Raw genomic sequence first — 24,509 nt, forward strand, 5'->3', positions numbered from 1 at the left:
TTCAGGTAAGTGGCGGACAGTCGATTCGATAAAAAAACATGCTTGAATCGAAAATTTTTAAATAAAAATAGCAAGACCAAATTATATATCGCAAAGTAATTTCATTGTGAAATAATCAATAATATTGTGTAAAGACTGAATTATTTTTAAGAATCTATATCATTTATTGATAAATAGTTTATAAAGCTCTTATAAACTATTTTTTCAAAATTATTTTTGGTAGAAAACGATGGGTTAAGTGAGATAAATTTTACGCCGGTTGCAGATACTACAGGATACCAAAAAAAACTGTTTTTTATAAATTTCGAAATCAGGTGAAATAGCAAAATTTTATTTCATTCAGGGAAATGCAGTGCATGACTTTGATTGGTAGTAAAAATAACTGTTCATCATTGACACTCAATAAACCAAAATAACATATGAACAAATTTACCATTAGAATTTATCTTCCTCTATTGGCAATCATGATGAGTTTATCCATGATAAGCTGTCAACAAGAGTTTGATGAGTATTACGCTAGACCAGCCAATCTCGCTGGACCAGTTTATCAGGTATTGTCAGATTCTGCCAGATTCCAGGGGAATTTTGACCATTATTTGGCATTGGTAGAAAGGGCGGGGTACAAAGAAACCCTAAGCTCAGCAGGCTATTGGACGGTATTCGCTCCGGACGATGATGCTTTTGATGCCTATTTTACTGAAAAAGGCATTTCTGGAATTCAGGACATTGATGATGAGACGGCTTTCAAATTGGTAGCCTACTCTTTGGTTTTCAATGCCTATGACTTGAATTCACTGGGTTTTTACCAAACTGGTCCTGGGAATGACACGCTTTCTTCTTCTTTTAGAAGAAAAACAGCCTACTACGAAGGTGTCACCAGAAAAAATGTTTACGGACAACAAATGGAAGTGATCGGAACCAATAGGAATGGGATCGGGACATTTTCCATCAATGACAACAACAACAAGCATGTTCCTTACTTTTTGAACCATTACCTGAGACAGAAAGATATCACAGCCAAGGATATCGAGGCATTTTACAACAGGACATTTTCGGGAGCTCAAGTAGATAGGGCCAACATAGCGATTTCCAATGTACGTGCTGAGAATGGAATCATCCACGTGCTGGATCGTGTGATTGAGCCTTTGCCGAATATTGAAGATTACCTTTCCAGTAAGCCGGAATACAGTTTGTTCAAATCCATAGTGGAAATGGAATATAGGAGCAGAGCCAACAATTCGGCAGTGAACTATGATTCTGAATCATATCCACAGTTAACGGAAAGATATGGTGCCTTGCAACAATTACTGGGACCAGTTCATGTCAAATCATATGCTGGACAGTATGCCTTTGCGCCAAACAATGAAAATTTCCTAAGGGCAAATGTCAACGATGCACAGTCTGATTCTTGGACGCTTTTCGCACCGGAAAATGGACCTTTGCAGCAGTTTTTGGATGAAATTCTTTTGGAAAACTATGGTGCTTTAAGTAATGTTCCTAGTGAAATCATGTTTGATTTTGTGAACATGCATATGTTCCAGGCTGCTGTATGGCCGAGCAAGTTCAGAGATAATGCCAATGGGCTGGGTGAAGCTGCAAGATTTGATTTAGAGACAAATATTACCGATAAGAAAGTTCTCAGCAATGGTTTGTTTTACGGTACCAATAGGGTTCAAGAAGGGAATTTCTTTTTCTCAGTCTATGGCAAGCCCTATTTGAATCCTGCTTACAGTATCATGAGAACTTTGTTGGGGAATTATAGATTTACAATTTCTTCCCCCGGGCAGAATTTTGGCTTGATCATGATGTCCAACCAACAAATCGTAGATGCCGGCTTTGAATACAATCCAGGCACACCAGTAGAGTGGACTTATAATGGGGTGGCCAACTTGGCCTTTGACCGCATCAACAGAATGCTGGAATTGTCCATGATCCAAGTCAATGACCCGTCTGAGCTTGCTGACCTCAGTACACCAAAAATCTTTGAGACCTATGGAGGTGAATATGTAAGGATAGAAAACAACCAAATCTATGCCTCTGGAAATGCAGACGAAGGAATAGCTTTGGACTTTGATGTTTCCAAGTCTCATTTGGCCAACAATGGCTACGTGTTGTATGTCAATGGCTTGTTGAAATTTACAGAAAAAACCTTGGCGCAGAGTATTTTTGATGCACCTCAGTTTTCTAGATTTGCTGATTATTTGAGAGGCTCTTTGCTTTACAATGCCAGTACTTTGCAGATTGAAGGGGTTGGTTCAGGGGCATTTTTCACCGTATTGGCTCCCTCCAATGCTGCAATAGAACAAGCTGTGGTTGATGGAAAGCTTCCTGCAGATCCTTTCACAGGGATTGAATTGGAGAGAGAGCAAATAGCTACTTTTTTGAAGTATCATTTCGTCCCAAGGAATACAATTGTGCCTGACGGCAAAAAGATCGTCAATCCAAATGGGGAAGAATTCAATACCCTGTATACCACATTGGATGGGGAAGCGCAGAAAGTGATCATTGACAACAGCGCCAATGGAAACAACCCTCCATTTACCATGACTGTAAGGGACAACAAAGGAAATATAGCCAATGTGGTTATTCCCCAAAGTAATGTGCTTGCCAATAGGGCTGTGATTCACCAATTGGACAGAGTCCTCGAATATTAATCAATAATCCCAAAACTAAAAGATATTTATATGTATAATTTTACTAAAAAGGTGCTTTGGGTAGTCATGGGGTTCTGTATATTCCTACCGGAAGCAGGATTCCATACAGCTGCTGCACAGCAGGTCACTGAGATAGTGAGAGGTAAGGTCATCGACAAAGACGATGGGCTTGCCATCATTGGAGCTACGATCATGGAGATTGATAAAGGGGATGAGAGGACGATTCGTGGAATGGCGACTGATGTCAATGGAAATTTTTCCCTGAGAGTCAATAGCAAGGATAACCTTTTGAGGGTCTCGTTTATAGGTTACAAAACCCAAACTATCCCCATCAACAATAGGTCAGAAATCAATATTACCCTGGTTTCGGACATCAGTGATTTGGACGTGGCTGAAGTGACAGCCAGAAAATATGTCGATCAGGGGATGATGAAAATCGATCCCAGACAAATGACCTCTGCTACTTCTACGGTAGATGCTGAATTGCTTCGGGAAATGTCCGCACTGTCCATTGATCAGGCCCTGCAGGGAAGAATGGCGGGTGTGGATATTGTCTCCAATTCCGGTGACCCAGGTGCAGGGATGTCCATCAGGGTGAGGGGAACTACTTCCATCAACTCTACCTCCGAGCCTTTGATTGTGGTAGATGGAATCCCTTTTCAGACAGAAACTTCCTCATTTGACTTTGCCAATGCCAATGAGCAGGAATATGCCCAGCTGTTGAATGTAGCTCCGGCAGATATAGAATCCATCACTGTACTCAGGGATGCAGCTGCTACAGCCATCTGGGGTACTAGGGGTTCCAATGGCGTATTGGTGATCACGACCAAAAGGGGAGCTAAGGGAAAGCCGACCATCAATTACTCCTTCAGGGGTGCGGTGACACAACAACCTGACCAAATCCCAATGCTCAACGGTAACCAATATTCTACCTTGATCGCAGAAGGTTTTATGAACAGCTTTGGAATCCCTTTGAATACTGAAAATACCAAGGAGTTTTCATACGATCCCCGTGATCCATATTATTTCTACAATTATAATAACAATACTGATTGGATTGATGAAATCACACAATTGGGCTATATGTTGGACCACAACATCGCCTTGTCAGGTGGTGGCGAAAAAACAAGATACAGAGTAGGTGTCAATAAAAACAACTCCGCCGGTACCACGGTGGGAACGGGCTTTGACAGGTTCTCAACCAGGATCGCACTCGATTACTTTGTGTCCAGCAAAATCAGGATTCTGACAGATTTGGCCTATACCAATTCCAAAGTGACCCGAAACTGGGTAAATAACCGTGATAATCAGGATGGGGTAAGAAACGTGGCTTATGGCAGAATGCCAAACATGTCGATCTATGAATATGATATTTATGGCAATAGAACTCCGAACTATTTTGCTCCTGCATTCAACATCCAAGGTGGATTCCCGGGGACATACAACCCTGTAGCCATGGCAAGGGAAGCCCAAAATGTGGTGGTGAGTAATCGGATCATGCCAAAATTCACCATTCAATACGATATCCTGGAGGGCTTGATGTTCCAATCTGATGTGGCCTTTGATATCAACAACAGTATTACGGAAAGATTCCTTCCACAGACTGTTTCTGGTCTGCCTATGAGGGATCAGAATGTGAACCAAGCCAGCAACCAGAATTCAGATCAACTGATCACCCAGACTTTTACAAAGTTGTATTACACCAAAGAGTTCAATGAAGACCATAGCTTGATGGCCATGTTGTTGTTTACAACTTGGGATCAGAGAAATGATGGGTATATAGTACAGTCTAGCAATTCTCCTTCATCATTCCTTCGGGATCCGGCTTCTGTCACTAGGGACAACAACATTCTCTTAAGCACATTTACCAGCCAATCTAGAAGTATAGGTGCAGTGGCCAATTTCCAATATAGCTATAGGGACAAGTACATTGTCAATGGAGCGGTTAGAAGAGATGGCAGTTCCAAGTTTGGTTCGAACAACCGTTGGGGGACTTTTCCAAGTATCTCTGGTAGATGGAGAATCTCCGGTGAGAATTTTATGCAAAACCAGACTTTCGTTGATGAGTTGAGCTTGAGGGCAAGTTATGGCCAAAGTGGCAATACACCAAGAGCAGATTACCTACATTTCAGTACCTATGCCAACCTTCCTTGGAATTACCTTGGAGAGGCAGGTATTGTTCCACAAAGTCTGGAACTGACCAATTTCAAATGGGAGACTGTCTCCCAGATCAATTTTGGGTTGAATCTGGAAGTATTGAAAAGCAGGATAAATGTAGCATTGGATGTGTATAGAAATAGAACTACCGATCTTTTCCTTGACAACCTGAGGATCCCAAGCAGTACAGGATTCACCAGTGTCAATATGAACATTGGCTCCATGGACAACCAAGGTTATGAGCTTTCGGTATTTACGACTTTGCATAGATCGAAGGATTTGACGGTGAATTTCGACATGAATATCGCTCGCAATGAGAACATCGTCAGATCAATCAGTGAGCTTTATCAAACTGATAACTTGGAGCAGATGCAATTCAACGGCAACTACTTTATCAATATCCAAACTGGCCAGCCATTGGGGTCTTTCTACGGATTTAGATACCAAGGTGTCTACAAAGACGGCGAAGCCACCATTGCAAGGGATGCGAATGGCAATGCCATCATAGGACCAAACGGTGATCCTATCCAAATGGCTTTTAACTATCCGAATACAAACTATCAATTCCAACCTGGAGATGCTAGATACGAAGATATCAACAACGATGGGAATATTGATTACAAGGATTTGGTCTGGTTGGGGGATGCAAACCCTAAGCTCTTTGGTGGATTTGGACCAAGGGTGAGGTATAAAAACCTTCAGGTCTCAGGTTACTTCAATTTTAGATATGGTGTCTCTATCGTCAACAAAACAAAGATGGACACAGAGAACATGTACGGCTACAACAACCAGAATAGCGCAACCCTAAACAGATGGAGAAATCCGGGCGATGAAACAGACATGCCTAGGGCATTGATCAGAACGGGGTACAACTGGCTGGGCTCCGACAGGTATGTTGAAGATGGATCTTTCCTTAGATTTAGAACATTCACGGTAAGGTATGCGATGCCGAAGACTTTCTTGGATAGGACAAAACTCGGTGACCTTAGCTTCTATATCACAGCTGAAAACCTATTCACCTGGACCAATTACACTGGACAGGATCCAGAGGTTGGGATGACAAGCAACAATGCCAATAGGCTTTTCCAAATTGGATATGATGTTGCGAGGACTCCACCAGTGAAGACTTTCACACTGGGAATCAACACAAGGTTTTAAGTAGGCGAATCACATTTAAAAAGAAATTATCATGTTGAAAAAATATATAAATACATTCATGATTGCTTTGCTCATTACTTTGGGCACAGGCTGTGATGGCTGGTTGGATATGCGGCCTATCAATGGTGTAGTCAAGCAGGACTATTGGAAAACCAAGGAGCAGGTACGAGCTTCCATGTTTGGGGCCTACGCATCTATGACAGGGAATTTCCGTGGGGGCCATGTTACCGAAAACATGTTCCTTTGGGGAGAATTGAGAGCCTATATGGTGGGTTTGAACCAAGGGGCGAATTTCAACGACACCCAGATCATCTTTGGCAATATCCAGCCGGTAAATAATATTACTGATTGGTCCTCCATCTATGGTACGATCAATCTTTGTAATCTCGTAGTGGATTATGCCCATTTGGCTTTGGAAACAGATCAGACTTTTAGGGAAGAAGATATGAAAAACTATGTGGCAGAGGCTAGGGCACTGAGGGCATTGATGTACTTCTATCTTGTCCGTACTTTCGGAGAAGTTCCTTTGGTCATCGATGCGGTGGATACAGATGAAGATGAATTGGCACCTGCAAAATCTTCCAAAGAAGCTGTGCTTTCCCAAATATTGGAGGATTTGAATCTTGCTGAGGTGGATATATATGAAGGCCATGAAAGCAATGCTGCTTCCAAAGGAAGAATGACCAAGTATGCGGTAAATGCATTGCAGGCAGATGTCCATCTTTGGATGGAAAATTATGAATTGGCAGTGCAAGCCGCTGACAAGGTTTTGGCTGGTCCGTATGGATTGGTTCCCCAGGAAGAATGGGCAAGAGCCTTGTTTATCCAAGGGAATTCTGTAGAGAGTATTTTCGAAATCCAATACCAAGCCCCACAGAATAATCCATTTTTTCAGATGTTCAGCATGGATCAGGGAAGAAGATTTATAGCTTACCCTTCAGTATTGTCAGATGTATTTGGCTTTAACCCAGAGCAGCCTGAAGACATAGATTTGAGAAGCATAGATGCTTCATTGAAGACATCTGGTGAGATTTTCAAATACACCAGTCTAGGTCCCAATACAAGAAGGGTTGCAACAGAATCCTTTGCCAATTGGATTGTCTACAGGCTTGCGGATGTGATGCTGATGAAGGCAGAAGCACTTTCCCAACTGAATAGAGGGGCTGAGGCATTGGAGATCGTAGAGACAATCAGGGAAAGAGGAGGCGCGGCAATGTCAACTGAAGAAAACCTAACAACTACAGATGGAGACGCTATCTTGAGATACATCCTCAAAGAGAGGGCCAGGGAGTTTGCTTTCGAAGGCAAGCGCTGGTTTGATTTGCTGAGGGTGGCGAAGATGAATAATTACTCCAATTTGGATTTGTTGATCACTGTGGCGATAGAAAATGCCCCTGTGACAAACCTGAACTCTATCATCAACCAATTGCGGGATACCAGAAGCCACTACCTTCCGATCTTCAATACGGAACTGAATTCCAATCCTAATTTGGTACAGAATGAATATTACCTAAGATAAGAGCAATAACCTAAAAAATTTAACAATATGAGCACTTCCCAAATAACCAAAAAAGCACTTGTTCAAAGTGGAGTTTGGTCTCTACTATTGATGTTGGGTTTGTTTGCCTGTGAATTTGAACCACCTGCAAACGTAAATGTCTCCGATGATGTGAACATCACAGATTATATCAAAAGACATCCAGAGCAATTTTCTAGCTTAGAAAGAATACTGGAAGTATCCAATACAGCCTCCTATCTGAATGCATATGGCACATATACCTTCTTTGCACCGACCAATGAAGCAGTGGATTCTTATCTTTCTGAAAAGAGTCTGAACCTCAATAGCCTCACACAGTCTGAAGCGGCTGATATCGTAAGGTTTCATTTATTGAGTGATACCTTATCCACGGCAAGCTTTACTGATGGCAAGCTAAAGATCCCTACCCAATATGGGAAATACCTGGTGACAGGTGCTGAATTGATAGATGGTAAGGCAGTGTATAGGGTTAACAGACAGGCCACCATCACCGAAAGCAATGTAGCTGTAGGTAATGGGGTCTTGCATGTCATTGACAATGTACTTTCACCACCTACCAGATCGGCAGCACAAGAATTAGAAGCTAATCCTGACTATTCGATTTTTGCAGAGGCATTAAAAGAGACAGGCTGGTATGAGACCTTGAACCAAGAGGTGGACGGAACTTGGTATACTATTCTTGCCGAATCTAATGCAGTATTGGCAGAAGCAGGGTTCAATAGCTACGCTGAATTGCGGAGTAGGTATTCCCACCTAAATGATCCAACGAATCTGTCTGATAGCTTGAACTTGTATATAGCCTACCATGTATTGCCAGATATCAAGTTTGTGGCGGATTTGCTGACTGCCACGGCACATGCGACCAAGGCTCCTGATGAAGTCATTACAATCAGACTCAAAGGTACTGATGTGTTGGTAAACGAAGATGTTTTCTTTGGAGTACTTGAGGAAGGCTCACCTATTGTGAGACCTAGAAGTGATATTGCAGTGACCAATGGTGTAGTACACAGTGTTGATATACATTTTATGATCAAGCTTCGGGCACCTACCCCTGTCTATTGGGATGTCGCAGAGCAAGCTGAGATCAGGCAATTGACTTCTGTGTTTAGAGTTGCTGGAGCTTCAGAATATTACTTTAGATTGGGAGAACTTTCCAGAATGTCGTGGGCTGGAGGTGCCGTAAATGGGCTTGTCTCATATGTACCTCCACCGTTAAATGAGCTATTCTTCAATCATGGTGATTATATGAGAATCCAGATCAATGCAAATAGATTGGAGTGGGTGCAAATCCGAACTCCTTTGCTCATAAGAGGAAGATATAAAATATGGATGGCTTACAGACCAATTGGAGCAGATATTAACTGTATCACTAGGGTAAGTTTCAATGGGCAGGAGATTCCTGGAGCAAGGTTGTTTGATACCAAAGAAAAGCCGCCAACCCTTCCGGAAGATGAACTGGAAGCTAGGGGTTGGAAATCTTACTTGATCAATGGAACCAATGGTGACAGACATGTAGCCAGATTGATTGGGATAGTGGATATTACAACTACTGGAGAACAAATTATCAGATTTGACAGGGTATTTGGGAATGGTAGACCAAATGGTGGTATTTGGTTGGATATGATCCACTTTATCCCAGAGGATATGGATCAGATATGGCCGAAGTTTGGAAGGGATGGTCAAGCATATTACCCTGATTGATCCAAGCAATATTTATGGGTCGAATCATGAAAGCGTTTCATGGATTGATTCGATCTCTTTCAAAAATCTAAATACTGATTACTGTAAAATGAAAGTTATGAACAAAATATTTATATATGCTATCCTATTGGTTTTCTTGGGGGCTTGTACTGATCCCTGGGATGAGCGATACCAAACTGGAAACGATAGTGACAAGCCACTGGTTCAGCTCTTGGAAAATGACCCTGAGCTGACGGAATTTGCAGAACTGTTGCGCACATCCGGAATCGCTGCTGAGATTACTGCGAACAAATCCTATACGGTTTGGGCACCGACCAATACTGCATTGCAAGCTTTGCCTACTTCGGTCAGAAATAATCCAGAGGCATTGAGAAAATTCCTCGGAAACCATATTGGATTTCTTGAGAACTTCTCGGTCGATGCTTCCGAGCCTTTGAGGATCAAAATGATCAATGGGAAAACCAATACCTTTGATGGCAACACTTTTCAGTCTTCCGAAGCATCAGTCAACCTGACTTCAAAAGATATCCTTGCCAAAAACGGGGTGTTGCACAAGGTCAATGGAGTACTTGAAGCCAAAGAAAACATTTGGGAAATCATACAGCAAAAATCATCCAATGCTACCAACAGCTACATTCTGAACATGCTTTCGATCAACGAGATCACAAATGTGAGTACTAATTACTTTCAGACAGAAGTAGTTGATTTGAGCAATGAAGATTCTCTCTATACCTATGTAATGCTGACGGATGCTGCTTTCGAGAGCTTCAAAGAAGAGCTAAAAGTATATTACAAAGATACGCTTCCAGATGGCGAAGTACTGAAAGCATATACCCTTGGTGTAGCCAAGGATTTGGTACTCAAAGGGGCACATTATGCCGAGCTTCCTGCGATGATGCATTCCTTGGATAGTGTGGAGGTGTATTTTGACCAAGCCCATGTAGTGGAGCAGATCAATGCCAGCAATGGGCTAATATACATGGTGGACAAGTTTGACTTCAAGCTGTCTGACAAAATCCCAGAAATCATCATTGAAGGGGAAGATTATAACAGTATTAGTGGCGGGAGCAATTTCGTGAGTATCAGACCAAGAACTTGGGCTTCCGGTGGAAGGGATGTCTTGGTCAGAGGCCATGCTACGGCCAGTTTTCACCTGACCTATCGTGTACCACGAGCACATTCTGTCAAATACAGAGTCTATTGGAGAGCCGTGAATGACAACTATATTCCAAGGGACAACGAGCAGAGGATTGCCATCAACGAAATCACCAACCCGACTTTTGGCTATCAGTGGGTAGTTAGGAATACCTTTGAGGAGGTCTTTGTGGGAGAATATGAAGTCGACCTTTATGGCAACCTGAATTTGCTTTTGACTTCAGCATCGGTAACTAACAATGATTGGAATACCATGGTGTTGGATTACCTGAGATTGGAACCTGTATTTGAATAAGCCTAAACTATAAACCATGACAAAATATACTACATATATAAAATTTGCCTTAGGTCTGCTTCTATTTGGGCTATTCACAGGAACTCCTGTAAGCGCCCAAGATGATCAAGAGGTAGTAGAAGTAAGTGCTCCAACCCTGGAAGGGGTATTGGTAAAAGGAAAAATCACCTATCAGAGCAACGGTCAAGCCATAGAAGGTGTAGGGGTCTCTTTTGGAAAATTCACTTCCACCTTTACCAACTCAGAGGGTGCGTTTGAATTGCTGGTTTCTTCACTGAAAAGTACCATCCAGCTCCGCTGGGATGACAAAGTCATCAGGGAAATCCCAATTAAGGGTTTGGAACAATTGGAAATCAGCTTGACAGATGCTGATTTGACCAAAACTGGATATACAGTACAACTTCCCTACAGAAGGATTTTCGAAAACCACAATACCGAAGCTACATCTACGGTAAACTTGAGGGATTCCTGGACCATGAACGCCGTTTCTCCGGAGACTGCCCTGCAAGGTGGTGCCGCTGGTGTGAATATGATCAGGAGATCAGGTACATTGGCAATGGGTGCCAATACTTTTATTAGGGGTCTGTCCAGTTTGAATTCCAATACACAGCCTTTGGTGGTGGTCGATGGGATGATTTATGATATGAATGAGTATGATAATTCCATCATTGACGGCTACTTCTCCAATCCACTTTCTTTGATCGATATCAAGGATGTCGCTGATGTGACATTTATCAAGGACGGAAGTTCTATCTACGGTACCAAAGCTGCAAATGGCGTGATCCTGATCACTACCTCAAGGGCAGAAAGTCTGACAACGAAAATCGATTTCCATACTTATGGGGGGGTGAATATGAGTCCCAGGAGATTGCCAGTAATGGACGCCGGTGAGTACAGGCCTTATTTTTCACAAATGTTGCTGAGCAGCGGATTGACACCAGGAGAAGCTTTGTTGCACCCCTATATGAATGAAAGGCAGGATACACTTGGGTATTTCAATTACCAAAATAATACTGATTGGCAAAATTTGGTAATGAATTCATCATTTGATCAGAATTACTACATCAAAGTGTCGGGTGGTGACAACATCGCAACCTATGCACTTTCTTTGGGGCATATCGATAGCAAGGGGATTATTGGAAATGATGTGTTCTCAAGATCAAGTGTAAGGTTCAATGGCGATTTTAAGATCACAGAGAAACTCTCTGCCGGTACCAATATGTCATTTGCCTATGCCATAGCCAATCAATACATGTATGGACAAGGTACACAAACGGTGTCACCTATCCATACAGCATTGATAAAATCACCATTCCTTGCACCAAATATTTTCTCCGCAGATGGGGTGATTTCACCAAATATTTCCGATGTAGATGAGTTTGGAAAAACCAATCCTATGGCTATTTATGACAATATGCAGGGACAAAATAGAAGGTTCAGGTTCTTTGGCTCTTTCAATGCCAAATATGAATTTAACGAGAACCTAAACATCACCTCACTCTATGGATTGACCTTGGATCAGGTTCGTGAATCTTTCTTTGTCCCAAGTCTTGGTGTAGAAGAATTGATCACTCCAAATGCATTGATTACCAATAGAATGGGTGGTCAAGTGCAGAGATTGACCTCCAGCTACAGTGATACAAGGCTGAACTATGACAAGATTTTTGATTATAACCATAATCTAAATGTAGGTCTTGGGTTTAGATACCAAAACAACAATATCGAAGAAGATAGAGGTTTGGCTTTCAATTCAGGTACTGATGATTTGATCACTTTGGAATCAGGTGTATTGAATTTGAACAGGGCTTCTGGTGCAGCTTCGGACTGGGCATGGATGAGTTACTATGCGAATGCCAATTACAACTTTATGAGCAAATACTTCTTGAATGCCGTGCTGTCCGTGGATGGTTCTTCCAGAATCGGAAAAGAAGCACAGGATGGGATCGCTTTGTTTGGGCACAAGTTTGGGGTATTTCCTTCCGTAAGTGGTGCTTGGTTGATTTCTTCAGAAAATTTCATGGCCAATTCCGCGTTGGATTTAATGAAGTTGCGGGCAAGTTTTGGGATCACGGGCAATGATGGAATAGGAAATTATGGTTCTTTCCAATTGTATGGAGGAAGTAACCTATTAGGTATGCAGGGGCTGATCAGGTCAAACCTTGCCAACCCGGAGATACAGTGGGAAACCAACCAAAAGTCCAATGTAGGGGTAGACGTTGCCGCTTTCAACCAAAAATTGACTTTCAGCATTGATTTCTACCAGAATAACATTTCCAATCTATTGACTTTCCAGCCTCTCAATGCAGCGACTGGTTTGGATTTTTTCTTGGTCAACTCAGGTTCCATGACCAACAGGGGGATTGATTTTGCAGTCAATTCAAGAGTTTGGGACAGGGAATTGAAATTGGATTTGGGCTTGACTCTGGGAAGGTATATCAATGAAATGACAGAATTGCCTTATCAGCAACGATTGACACCAGTGGGAAATGGTGAAGTGATCACCAGAGAAGGAAGTGCTGCAGCGATGTTCTATGGCTACAAGACCAATGGTGTCTTTAGCACGACTGCGGAAGCCAACGCCTCGGGATTGCAAACCAGGGCTGCGGATGGTACATTGATGCCTTTCAGGGCTGGTGATGTGAGATTTGTGGATACCAATGGTGATGGGATTATTGATGCAAATGATAAGCAGATCATTGGCAATCCCAATCCGGATCTTTTCGGGATGTTCAGCCTCAATGCGGCCTACAAACGATTTACTTTTGATGCGGCATTTACTTTCTCATTAGGAAATGACATCTACAATTACCAAAGACATCAGCTGGAGTCGATGACGAATTTTGACAACCAATTGATCTCCGTGAACAACAGGTGGAGGAATGAAGGCCAGGTCACTGATATGCCTAGGATGTCTTTCGGAGATCCTTATGGCAACAACAGGTTCTCTGACAGATGGATCGAAGATGGGTCTTATTTGAGACTGAAAGCCATCAATATCACCTACAATATTCCTATCGATGGAAAAATGGTGAAGAACCTAACGATATATGGTTCCGGTCAAAACCTGTTCACTTTGACAAATTATCTGGGATACGACCCAGAGTTTAGTGCCACACGAAGTGTGTTTGGTCAAGGGGTAGATTATGGTTTGATGCCTACTTTCAGCAGTGTATTGCTCGGACTTAAAATTGGCTTGTAATGATGAAGAATTTTAGAAAACAACTAGACGAAAAGCTGATGAAAAATATAGAGATGATTTCAACATCAGGACTTAACAAAGGAATTTTTGCACTGATCACTCCTTTCAAAAAACTCTCAATAGCTTGCGCTTTAGGGTTTGGAATGATGGCTTGTGGGGATATGCTGGAAGTAGAACCCAAATTGGATCTTGACAAAGACAGGCATTACCAAAATGAGTTTGATGCGGATGTGGCGGTAATTGGGATCTATGGACAATTGATGCAATTAGCAGAGCAATATGTGGTTCTCAATGAGCTTCGGGCGGATTTGATGGAGCCAACCATGAATGCTGATGCCGAATTGATCGCTATCAGCAGCCACAATGTAAGGGCAACTGACAACAATAAATATGCAGATCCAAAGCCATTCTATAGGGTGGTATTAAATTGTAATGATGCTTTGGAAGGTCTTGGAAAGATGCGGGAAGAAAATAGAATAGGAGTTGGTGAGTATGAACAACGCATTTCCGATATCGTTGCCGTAAGGTCTTGGGTTTATCTTCAGTTGGGAATCCATTTTGGTACGGTTCCTTATGTGACTAGCACGATTACTTCAATCAATGATGTGAACAATCCATCATTGTTTCCAAGATTGCAATTTGATGCCTTATTGGACCAGTTAATCAATACCGTAGAAGGACTTCCGTATTTGGATATTTACCCAAATAATATTGACCTCACTTTCGGTACTGATGGTTATGCTACGGCTAAATTCTTTATCAATAAACGGATGCTTTTGGGGGATCTGAATCTTTGGAAAGGGAACTATGAAAGGGCAGCTGAGAATTACAAGGCTGTGATGGAGACAGCAACTCCTCGCGGTGATACTGCAGGAACATTGTACTATGATACTTATAGAATCACTTGGGGGACCAATTCAATTCATTCTGTGCTATATACCAAAGCTGATGATATCAACTCTTTGGTGAACACCAATAACAATGGATGGAGATCGATTTTTGCAAGAAACATAGATGGACCATACAATTACGAATGGGTTTGGGCGATGCACTTTGACAGTCAATTTGCACCTACATATCCTTTTATCAGACTATTTGCCAATGAAGGTGCGGGTGAATACAAGTTGCGTCCTTCAGTAGCTGTGATCGATGCTTGGGATAGTCAAGTACAAAACAACAGGTTTGAATTTGATGCACGTGGTAGGCTGTCCACCAAAAACTACGAGACTGCATACCCGGAGGTTGGGAAATATACTTTCAACTACAATGGGCTGACAGCACCCTTGATACAAAATGGGAGGTGGTTTTTGGAAAGGGCTGCATCTCTTCATTTGAAATATGCAGAGGCAACCAATAGAGGTTCGCTTCCTGGGCTCAGCAGGTTGGCAAGGGCTTTTGTGAATAATGGAGTACAAGTAGAATATACCCCTCCAGGATTCAACAAAAACCTTCATGATGCTACAGAGGTGATGAATACCTTGTTCTACCCTTCTCCGTATGATTTTGACGCAAGGGAAGGTGCTTTCCCTTACTTTCGAGGTACTTGGTATAGAAACCTTGGGATAAGGACTAGGGCAAACCTACCTGCTGTAGTGCTTCCTGAGGATGTGACGGGCGAAGAAGAGGTTATTTGGACGGAGGATTTGATCTTGCAGGAAGGCGCATTGGAGTTGGCTTTTGAAGGCCATAGATGGCAGCAGCTATTGAGGATAGCCATGCGCAGGGATCCTGCCATTCTCGCAGATAGAGTTTACGAAAAACTATCTAAATCAAGCAACCCGATCGAGAGGTCAAGAGCTTCTGAGGTAAGGACAAAACTGCTCGCAGGAGATTGGTTCTTGCCATACAACTGGGATACAAATTAATTTATTTGGGTTATATCTGAAGGGAGGTGGCTTATTTTATGTCATTTCCCTTTTTTTCTCGCTTTAGGGTTATTAAAATATTTTAAGAGTAGATGATAATGTTTAAAAATCATGAGTAAAGGAGCAAGCTGAAAATCCCTTAATAGAGTAGGCTCAATAGTAAACCAAAATAACTATGAAAAAGTACTTTGTTTTATTCCTATTATCAATATGTTTTACCGCTGCAAAAGCACAGGATAATCACGTGGTTAAACAGACTTATACACATAGTATGCCAAGTAATGTAACCTATAATTATGAATTTACCAATAATGGTTATTTCAATTATATTTTATCATTTCCAACTTATCCAGGAGTGCATAATGCTTTCGGTGATGGAGGCGTAACTTTGTATGATTGGGGTGCTCATATGGAATTATCAAATGAGGATTTCAATTATCCAGATAACCATTATTATTCTCATTCAATGACATTGCAGGGTTCGGTTTATATTGGAACTGAGACTAGGGATTGTGAGCTGCAAATGGACTTTACAATTCCAACTCCTTATGGTACATGGGATGAAGGGAGGCTACATCTTAGTATAGAAATCTATCCTTAAACATTTTATATAGATTGAAAAGAGGCTGCTTCAAATGTGAAATTGAACAATAATTAATGTTTGAGGCAGCCTCTTTATTTGGAAACTTATATGCTTTTAAAGGTGTCGGATCTATCCCTTTTCCTTGAATTCATACCTGGCAATGCTTCTACTTATATTTATATCTGAAAAACTATTCCCGTAGCCTTGGTCTGTGTCCTCACAGACCAAAAGAGAACAACCTATAAATGGGAAGCCCTCGTTCCAAAATTCTTAAAAGCGATTTCCCTGCCTTTGAAGGTCAAAAAAAAATTACATGATACGATTTAAAAAAGTAAAATTCTTTACCAACTTATTTCTTTTCCTAGCCATTCCATTATTTACAATCGCCCAACAAAGGCAAATGGAACACCTCGACAGGGGTTTGGTGGCCATTCAATCCGAAGAGGGGATTTTTGTAAGTTGGAGACAACTGGGAACTGAAGCGGAAGACATCGCTTTCAATCTATATAGAATAGAAAATGATGGTGATCCCATCAAAGTCAACAGCAGCCCAATTGCTGAGAGCAACAACTTCTTGGATAGCTCAGCTGATCCGATTCAGGACAATAGCTACTATGTCACGACCATCATTGATGGCAAAGAAACCAAACAAGGTGAAGCCTACGGTGCTTGGGACAAACCTTATCTTTCCATTCCACTCAGAACGCCGGATGGCTACCATGCAAATGATGCTTCTGTGGGGGACTTGACAGGTGATGGCAAGTACGAGATCGTGGTTCATATGGTCGGAAATGGCAAAGACAATTCGCAAAAAGGAATCACAACAGAGCCCATTCTTCAAGCTTATACCTTAGAGGGGAAGTTTCTCTGGGAAATCAACTTGGGAAAAAATATCAGGGAAGGTGCACACTATACACAGTTTATGGTCTATGACCTTGACGGGGATGGCCGTGCAGAGATCGCCTGCAAAACCGCCGATGGAACCAAAGATGGACAGGGAAAAATCATTGGTGATCCTGAGGCTGACCATAGAAATGCCGATGGCTATATCCTCAAAGGCCCGGAATTCTTTACCATTTTTGATGGGTTGACTGGTGCTGCTTTGGCTACTACAGATTACATTCCAAGCAGGCATCCAAGCATTACAGACCCTAGTGTAGACGAAATGAAGGAAATTTGGGGAGACGGTTATGGAAACAGAATTGACAGATTTTTGGCAGGGATTGCCTATTTGGATGGTGAAAAGCCAAGTTTGATCCTCAGCAGGGGATATTATACCCGAACGGTGATTTCTGCCTGGAATTGGAGAGACGGGGAATTGAGTGAAGTTTGGACATTTGACAGCCATGATGGGAATGAAGAAAACAGAAAGTATGCGGGTCAAGGATATCACAGCTTGTCTGTTGGAGATGTGGACGGAGATGGAAAAGATGAAATCGTATTTGGCTCTATGGTCATAAACAATGACGGAAAAGGGCTTTACAGTACTAGGTTGGGTCATGGCGATGCGATGCATTTGTCAGACATTGACCCTGACCGACCGGGAATGGAAGTATTTGGTATCCACGAAAGGGCCAGACATCCACATGCAGCAAACCTCAGGGATGCATTGACAGGTGAGGTGATTTGGTCCTATCCATCAGCTGATGTTGGAAGGGGAATAGCGATCGACATAGACCCAAGACATCGTGGATTTGAAAGTTGGGCTTCCGGTGAAGGGCTTAGTGGTCTTTGGAATGTAAAAGGTGAGGTCATTTCAGACAAAAGACCTTCTACTGCAAATATGGCAATCTGGTGGGATGGTGACCTACTGCGTGAATTGCTTGATGGGGTGAATATCGACAAGTGGGATTGGGAAAACAGCAAAACCAACAGAATCCTAGCAGGGGCAGATTATCAAGTGACCCGAAACAATGGCACCAAATCCAATCCAAATCTATCTGCCGACATCTTTGGAGATTGGAGAGAGGAATTGATTACCAGAACTGAGGATGGAAAGGAATTGAGGATATTCTCTACGACCATTCCTACCGAATACAGAATCTACACACTGATGCACAACCCACATTACCGCCTAAGCGTAGCATGGCAAAATGTAGCCTACAACCAACCCCCTCACACAGACTATTATTTTGGCCACGATATGGAAATGCCAAAATTGCCTGCTATTCGCACCATCGAGTATCAGGGGAAATGAGGTTAGATGTGAGACAAGAGACAGTAGACGAAAAGTAGAGAAGTAAGACTTGCTCCGAAAGGACTTTTGACATTAGCATAGGGTTGTAACCCTATGCTTGGATAAAAAGACATGTTCATTTCTGCCCTGACGGGGCAATTGAATGGTCGTCGGAAATAAAGAAAAATCAATAAAAAAAGTGTCAAGTAAAATCAGGACACGACAGATGTAAGCTGCAAGATTCAAGACAACAACCACGAAGTGCCTGCCTGCTGCAGGCAGGGTTAAACTTTAAATAACCCCGGGTCGCAACCCGGGGATTAATGACGATCCAGAAGACAACAACCCCGAAGCGGGTTGAACTCTTCAAATTGAAAGAAAAAGGTGTTATCTAACCTCAAAAAAGAACAACCTATATTTAAACCAGAGCCTATTTCCTTAAGTGGTATAGCAACCTCAATAAAACATCAGCCTATTGAAGGTCAAAAAAACAATAACCTAAAATCAATCCTTCAACTGTTTTAACTAAAAGATCATGAGTAAACTAATAACAAATTACTTCCTGAGCATTTTTTTGCTTGGATTCATACTGCTTGGGGCATGTTCTAGCCCAGAAGAACCTGTAGTGGAAGAAGAGGAAATAGAAGAAGAAGTGGTCGTTCCCGAAGAGCCTGAGGATACAACTCCCCCACCACCGCCAGTGGATCCATTTGCAAGAGAGGGAAATGTCTATAAAAAGGATAACCAATGGATCGTCAAGATCAACGAAGATACGGTTTTCACTGGAACAGATATGATCCGGGCAATCCAGGAGGCGGCAGGAGGTCTATTTGCAGTGAGAGACTTCAAGCAGACTGTTTATATCCATGCTTCTGGAGAAACAGGAGCTACAAGTGGACTGAAGGCTATAGATATTCCCAGTTATACAATTTTGGATTTTCAGGGGCATACCATTCATGTCAATGATACTGGAGATGACCTGATTGTCCCGATCAGGGGACTTTCCACTCGCGATATTGAAGTCAAAAACCTAAAAATCACAGGCAATCCAAGATACGGTATATGGTTGCAAAGTTGCAGAAATATCCGATTGACTAATATTGATGTCAATATTCCGGAAGCGCAAAGTATCGGCCTGGGGATCAGAATTGATCAAGCCCGTGGCAGCAGATCACAAAATGTTTACTTGGATAGTATCTACGTGGAAAACACCAAACACCATGCTGTGGAAACTTATGGAGTTGACAACATTACGATTGGGACCATCACTACCAAGAATACAGGAGGTGCAGGACTTTTATTGAACGATACCAAAGATGGAACCGTAGAGCTTGTAGATGCATACCGAGCCAATAATGGTGGAGGATATGCAGGATTCCGAACTGCCAACAACTGTGGTCCAAACATCGTAGTCCAGAAAGTAATCGCTCGTGAATGCGGAAGAGGTGTATTTACGGTATCAGGAAGTAGGGGAATCACGATAAAAGAAGTGGATATTTCCGGATGCACCAGTCACGGTATGTTGATAGAAGACACGCAAGACTTCATGGTGGAAGGAGGGACAGTTGCCAATTCGGGTGCGCAAGGCGTGCGAATCACCTCTAGAGCTTCTGAAGAGCACCATGCTTCTTCTAATGTTACCGTCAAAAATCTGAGGGTTTACGATGACAGAACTCCAAAAGTCCAAAGTCACGGAATCTGGGAAACCTTGCCTAGAACAAACAACAATTTTATCCTCAACAATGACGTTCGCAATGGCGGCCACACAGCCAACCTGCTTTCCGCAGGAAGCGGTACCGTGGTAGAGGGAAATATAGTGGAAGATTGATTGTGAGATATTAGAAGCGAGAAGCGAGAGACAAGAAGAAGCAAAGGGGCGAGAAGCAAGACAAAGAAGTTGGAAAATGAACAGTGTCTATAAATTTCAGTTCGAGATTTCTCCCCGCAATTCTGCGGGACAGGCTCCACGCCTCCCTTACGGGAGGTAAATTCGAAATGACCACCAAGTCACCTCGACGGCAGGAGAGGTCTCGTCCCATCTTTGAAGCAGGCAAATGAAAATAAAGTTGGAGTGTGAAATTCAGTACGAGATTTCTTCCCGCAATCCTGCGGGACAGGTTCCTCTAGTCGAAATGACTTGCCTCTAAAACGAGGACGTAAGTATAAAAAAAGTGTCAACTATTTTCAGGACGTGACAAGATGAGAGAGGGCGTGTGGGATTTTAGAGACATGTACTTGAGAAAAAATGCCGTAGGCACGAACGAAATATTAGATCGGTAATTTATTACCGAGATTAAAGATTCGTGACGGTTTATCAAGTGCCGTAGGCACGAACGATTTAGGGAATTACACAAAAAGCACCCTAAAAATGTGAAGTTAAATTAAGTAAAAAGACAAAATTAACATCTCGCAGAGTGCAAAGCTGCTGAGATACGCTGGGGATAGTAGATGCGGGATTACAATCAAGGATCTAGCGAATTCTTAATTCATTATTCGGAGTTCAAAATTCATGATTTAAAAAATGTCGAATATTGAATTTTAAATATCGAATTATGAAGTCCCATAAGAAAAAGCAAGTCTCAAAAAGCAATGAAAAAGTGTCAAGTAAAATCAGGATGTGACATAGATACAAGAAACAGAGAATATGCCCTGAATTGCCTGTCCCGTACCGAAAGCTTTCGGTACGGGACAGGCAATTGAATGGCAAAATATGGAATCATATAATTTTCCAAATCCGCCACGGCCAAGCTCTTTTAACTTTACAACCTTCCAACTTTCCCAACCTTATAACTAATCCTCCAATCCCCAACATGACACTACAGGAGACTTTTTGGAAAAAGAAAATGTAATTTCCAACCACAAATAGAAACCCAAGCCTGTGAATATATCAAAATCATCAATTCTTTGTGTAGCGTGTTTTTTACTGATCACATGCAGTCCGATTTTTGGGCAAAGACTGATGGAAAATATCAATCGAGGTCTTGTTGCCATTCCACTTAATGATAGTCAAGTGTATATTGGATGGAGGCTATTGGGAAATGATCCTGAAAACATCACTTTTGACATCTACCTGAATTCAGGAGGCAAAAAAAACAAACTCAACAAAGAACCTATCCTGGAAACCACGGATTTTGTGGATAATACTTTTGATGTTTCCAAAGGGGCTATTTATGAATTGACCCCCGTGGTCAAAGGAAATCAAGTGGCTGTGTCTGAATTTGTGGAATTAGAACCAAACTCACCCCAAAAGCAATACCTTTCCATTCCACTTCAAATTCCCAGCGGTGGAGAGGTAGGTGGGAGCAGGTATGACTATTCAGCCAATGATGTCAGTGTAGGAGACTTGGACGGAGATGGTGAATATGAAATTATCCTCAAATGGCAGCCCTCAAATGCCAAAAACCCACCCCAACTCGGGCTCACTGGAAATCAGATTTTAGACGCCTACAAGATGGATGGGACGCTACTGTGGAGAATTGACTTGGGGATCAATATCCGATCAGGAGCTGCTTACACGCAATTTTTAGTGTATGATTTCGATGGCGATGGAAAGGCAGAAATGATCTGCAAAACCGCCGATGGAAGCATTGATGGGCAGGGGAATATCATAGGAGAAGCCAACAAAGATTGGCGAAACCATGATCCTGAAGACAGAAAGTTTTATGGAAAGATTGTCGAAGGTCCAGAATATCTCACAGTATTCGAGGGGGCAACTGGCAAGGCTTTGCAATCAGAAATCTATGTTCCCGATAGGTATCCAATTGATGGCTGGGGAGGAATAGGTGGCAATGGTGGAAACGATGACAGCGCAAGCCGCTCTGACAGATTCAGTGCCTGTGTTGCGTATCTGGATGGAGCGCTTCCCAGTGCGGTGATGATTCGGGGTTGGTATGGAAGGACTGTTGCCGCAGCTTGGGATTACAGAGACGGGAAATTGACCCAAAGATGGGTTTTTGATTCAGCTTTGCCCGAATGGGAAGGCTACTCTGGTATGGCAAATCACTCCGTAACTGTCGGCGATTTTGATGGGGATGGCAATGATGAAATTTGTGTGGGAGCAATGACGATCAACCACGATGGAAAAGGGCTCTTCACCACCGGTCTGAGACATGGTGATGCGCTGCACGCTGGAAATTTGGATCCAAATAGACCTGGAATGGAAGTTTTTGGTATCCATGAAAACGAAGGCAGAACCATTCCTTTGGGAACTCCTGCTTCTGCATTGTTTGATGCCAAGACAGGCGAAATCATCTGGTCAAACAATCCTGGGTCTGATGCAGGAAGAGGAATGGCAGCAGATATAGATCCACGCTATCCAGGAGTGGAACTTTGGGGTGCGCCGGGAGGAACTAGAAGGGTAGATACTGGGGAAGTCATTTATCCAGAAACGCCCAATTCCACCAATTTCGGAATATGGTGGGACGGGGATTTGCTGCGAGAGCTTTTGGATAAGACGACCATTTCCAAATGGAATTGGGAGGAAAAAAAGACTGTTCCAATCTTTTCACCCGAAGGTGTCGTCTCCAACAATGGAACAAAATCAACGCCCTGCTTGACTGCTGATTTATTGGGAGATTGGCGCGAGGAAGTGATATGGCGGACAGAAGACAATACAGAACTTAGGATTTATACCACAATCATTCCTGCCCAATATAGGATCATTACCTTGATGCATGATCCCATGTACCGCTTGGCAGTCGCTTGGCAAAATGTAGCCTATAACCAACCCCCACATCCGAGCTTTTTCATCGGAGAGGGAATGGAGAGGTGAGAGATTAGAAATAAGCGTCAAGAAACGAGAATCAAGAAGCAAAGATTTAAGGTGCAAAATACAAGAGTTAAGGTGCCTTTGACATGCCCTGAAAGGGCAATTGAAACTAACATTGGGTTTCAACCCAATGCCAAAGTAAATATCTGAGAACTTTTGCCCTGACGGGGCAATTGAATAGCTTAGTATAAAAAGATAAAATCAATAGAAAAAAGTGTCAATGTAAAATTAGGACTTGACAGAACCAAGAAAAAATAGCGAGTCATATTGACTATATGGGAGATATCTCACTTTGTTCGATATGACTAGTACTTTAAATTTAAGTGATAAGTGTAAACAAAGTTCCTATTAAAATAAGGAAATGACCGAGATTCGAGATGTGAAAGACTAGAAACAAGAGGCAAGTATTAAAACTGAAGTACAAAAGCCTCGAATTGGTTGAATATTCACGATTTTCTTTAAAATTATCTAAGCAAACTAAAAATGAAAGAATCAAAACTTACTCTTTTCATAATCCTTCTCCTTTTATTTTCCTGCGAAAAATCCAAGGAAAATAACAGGGAGCAAGAAGTAAGTTCAAATCAGGAAGAAAACATCCTTTTCAAAAGTGATTTTACCAAAACCTTGGATCTTAATACTTGGAAAGTGGAGATGGATTCTACTTCCAAATCGGCTGTTTATACAGATAATGAAAAACTCATCCTTGATACTGAAGGAGGTGTGACGGTGTGGCTTGACATGGAATTGGAAGGGGATTATGAAATTACCTATACCAGAAAAGTTGTGCTTGATTCCGGGAAAAATGATCGACTCTCCGACCTAAACCAGTTTTGGGCTGCAAGTGATCCTACGGAAATTGGCATGTTTATGCGATCGGGAAAATTCGAATCCTACGATGATATGCATTTGTATTATGTGGGTTTTGGGGGAAATTACAATTCCACCACCCGATTCAGAAAATACTATCAAGGAGAAAAACCTGTTCTCGGGGAATTTCTGGAAGCACCTTACCTACTCGAAGCCAACCATGATTACGAAATCAAAACCATCTGCAAGAATGGAAAGGTTAGTTTTTGGGTTGATGATGTTTTGTTCTTCGAATACGAAGACCCAGACCCATTAGAAAAGGGATACTTTGGATTCCGATCTACATGGTCAAGACATGAAATAGGGGATTTGGTTGTACGGAAATTGTTACCTAATGCTTAAAATTTGACTATATTTTAGAGATTGAAATATTGTAGAAATATAATTGAAACAC

At 42.1% G+C, this 24,509-nt stretch carries 12 protein-coding genes; all 12 read left to right on the forward strand.

The features are described 5' to 3' along the window. The first annotated feature begins 419 nt into the window (after window positions 1-419). On the forward strand, window positions 420-2,654 hold the full coding sequence (locus ACFSKL_RS16800) for a fasciclin domain-containing protein (RefSeq protein ID WP_376887511.1): 2,235 nt from the start codon (window positions 420-422) through the stop codon (window positions 2,652-2,654). A gap of 30 nt (window positions 2,655-2,684) precedes the next feature. Then, on the forward strand, window positions 2,685-5,969 hold the full coding sequence (locus ACFSKL_RS16805; RefSeq protein ID WP_376887513.1) for a SusC/RagA family TonB-linked outer membrane protein: 3,285 nt from the start codon (window positions 2,685-2,687) through the stop codon (window positions 5,967-5,969). 31 nt (window positions 5,970-6,000) lie between these two features. Next, window positions 6,001-7,488 (forward strand): RagB/SusD family nutrient uptake outer membrane protein, encoded by a 1,488-nt coding sequence (locus tag ACFSKL_RS16810; protein WP_376887514.1) that lies wholly within the window; start codon window positions 6,001-6,003, stop codon window positions 7,486-7,488. A 27-nt stretch (window positions 7,489-7,515) separates the two neighbouring features. After that, window positions 7,516-9,207 (forward strand): fasciclin domain-containing protein, encoded by a 1,692-nt coding sequence (locus ACFSKL_RS16815; protein ID WP_376887515.1) that lies wholly within the window; start codon window positions 7,516-7,518, stop codon window positions 9,205-9,207. A gap of 97 nt (window positions 9,208-9,304) precedes the next feature. Continuing rightward, window positions 9,305-10,657 carry a fasciclin domain-containing protein gene (locus ACFSKL_RS16820; protein WP_376887516.1) on the forward strand — a complete coding sequence of 451 codons (1,353 nt, stop codon included), beginning with the start codon at window positions 9,305-9,307 and terminating at the stop codon, window positions 10,655-10,657. Between the two features lie 16 nt (window positions 10,658-10,673). After that, window positions 10,674-13,856, forward strand: a complete 3,183-nt coding sequence (locus tag ACFSKL_RS16825; RefSeq protein ID WP_376887517.1) for a SusC/RagA family TonB-linked outer membrane protein — start codon at window positions 10,674-10,676, stop codon at window positions 13,854-13,856. Then, entirely contained in the window at window positions 13,856-15,721 is a 1,866-nt protein-coding gene (locus tag ACFSKL_RS16830) for a RagB/SusD family nutrient uptake outer membrane protein (protein ID WP_376887519.1), read from the forward strand. Before ACFSKL_RS16825 ends, ACFSKL_RS16830 begins: the two co-directional genes overlap by 1 nt. Before the next feature lie 175 nt (window positions 15,722-15,896). Then, on the forward strand, window positions 15,897-16,322 hold the full coding sequence (locus ACFSKL_RS16835) for a hypothetical protein (protein WP_376887520.1): 426 nt from the start codon (window positions 15,897-15,899) through the stop codon (window positions 16,320-16,322). Window positions 16,323-16,617: 295 nt separating this feature from the next. Next, window positions 16,618-18,501, forward strand: coding sequence for a rhamnogalacturonan lyase (locus ACFSKL_RS16840; RefSeq protein WP_376887522.1), 1,884 nt, complete (start codon window positions 16,618-16,620; stop codon window positions 18,499-18,501). A 514-nt stretch (window positions 18,502-19,015) separates the two neighbouring features. Further along, the gene (locus ACFSKL_RS16845; RefSeq protein ID WP_376887523.1) at window positions 19,016-20,308 is read left to right on the forward strand and encodes a right-handed parallel beta-helix repeat-containing protein; all 1,293 of its coding nucleotides are present in this window, start codon (window positions 19,016-19,018) and stop codon (window positions 20,306-20,308) included. Between the two features lie 1,131 nt (window positions 20,309-21,439). Continuing rightward, window positions 21,440-23,251 (forward strand): rhamnogalacturonan lyase, encoded by a 1,812-nt coding sequence (locus ACFSKL_RS16850; RefSeq protein WP_376887524.1) that lies wholly within the window; start codon window positions 21,440-21,442, stop codon window positions 23,249-23,251. 480 nt (window positions 23,252-23,731) lie between these two features. Further along, window positions 23,732-24,457 (forward strand): DUF6250 domain-containing protein, encoded by a 726-nt coding sequence (locus ACFSKL_RS16855; RefSeq protein ID WP_376887526.1) that lies wholly within the window; start codon window positions 23,732-23,734, stop codon window positions 24,455-24,457. The last annotated feature ends 52 nt before the right edge of the window (window positions 24,458-24,509 follow it).

Origin of the sequence: Belliella marina (assembly GCF_042682445.1) — a bacterium.
Taxonomy (GTDB): domain Bacteria; phylum Bacteroidota; class Bacteroidia; order Cytophagales; family Cyclobacteriaceae; genus Belliella; species Belliella marina.

Excerpts from the sequence above, each read along its gene's own strand:
- ACFSKL_RS16800 (WP_376887511.1), top strand. The coding sequence starts at position 420 with ATGAACAAATTTACCATTAGAATTTATCTTCCTCTATTGGCAATCATG.
- ACFSKL_RS16805 (WP_376887513.1), top strand. The coding sequence starts at position 2,685 with ATGTATAATTTTACTAAAAAGGTGCTTTGGGTAGTCATGGGGTTCTGT.
- ACFSKL_RS16810 (WP_376887514.1), top strand. The coding sequence starts at position 6,001 with ATGTTGAAAAAATATATAAATACATTCATGATTGCTTTGCTCATTACT.
- ACFSKL_RS16815 (WP_376887515.1), top strand. The coding sequence starts at position 7,516 with ATGAGCACTTCCCAAATAACCAAAAAAGCACTTGTTCAAAGTGGAGTT.
- ACFSKL_RS16820 (WP_376887516.1), top strand. The coding sequence starts at position 9,305 with ATGAACAAAATATTTATATATGCTATCCTATTGGTTTTCTTGGGGGCT.
- ACFSKL_RS16825 (WP_376887517.1), top strand. The coding sequence starts at position 10,674 with ATGACAAAATATACTACATATATAAAATTTGCCTTAGGTCTGCTTCTA.
- ACFSKL_RS16830 (WP_376887519.1), top strand. The coding sequence starts at position 13,856 with ATGATGAAGAATTTTAGAAAACAACTAGACGAAAAGCTGATGAAAAAT.
- ACFSKL_RS16835 (WP_376887520.1), top strand. The coding sequence starts at position 15,897 with ATGAAAAAGTACTTTGTTTTATTCCTATTATCAATATGTTTTACCGCT.
- ACFSKL_RS16840 (WP_376887522.1), top strand. The coding sequence starts at position 16,618 with ATGATACGATTTAAAAAAGTAAAATTCTTTACCAACTTATTTCTTTTC.
- ACFSKL_RS16845 (WP_376887523.1), top strand. The coding sequence starts at position 19,016 with ATGAGTAAACTAATAACAAATTACTTCCTGAGCATTTTTTTGCTTGGA.
- ACFSKL_RS16850 (WP_376887524.1), top strand. The coding sequence starts at position 21,440 with ATGGAAAATATCAATCGAGGTCTTGTTGCCATTCCACTTAATGATAGT.
- ACFSKL_RS16855 (WP_376887526.1), top strand. The coding sequence starts at position 23,732 with ATGAAAGAATCAAAACTTACTCTTTTCATAATCCTTCTCCTTTTATTT.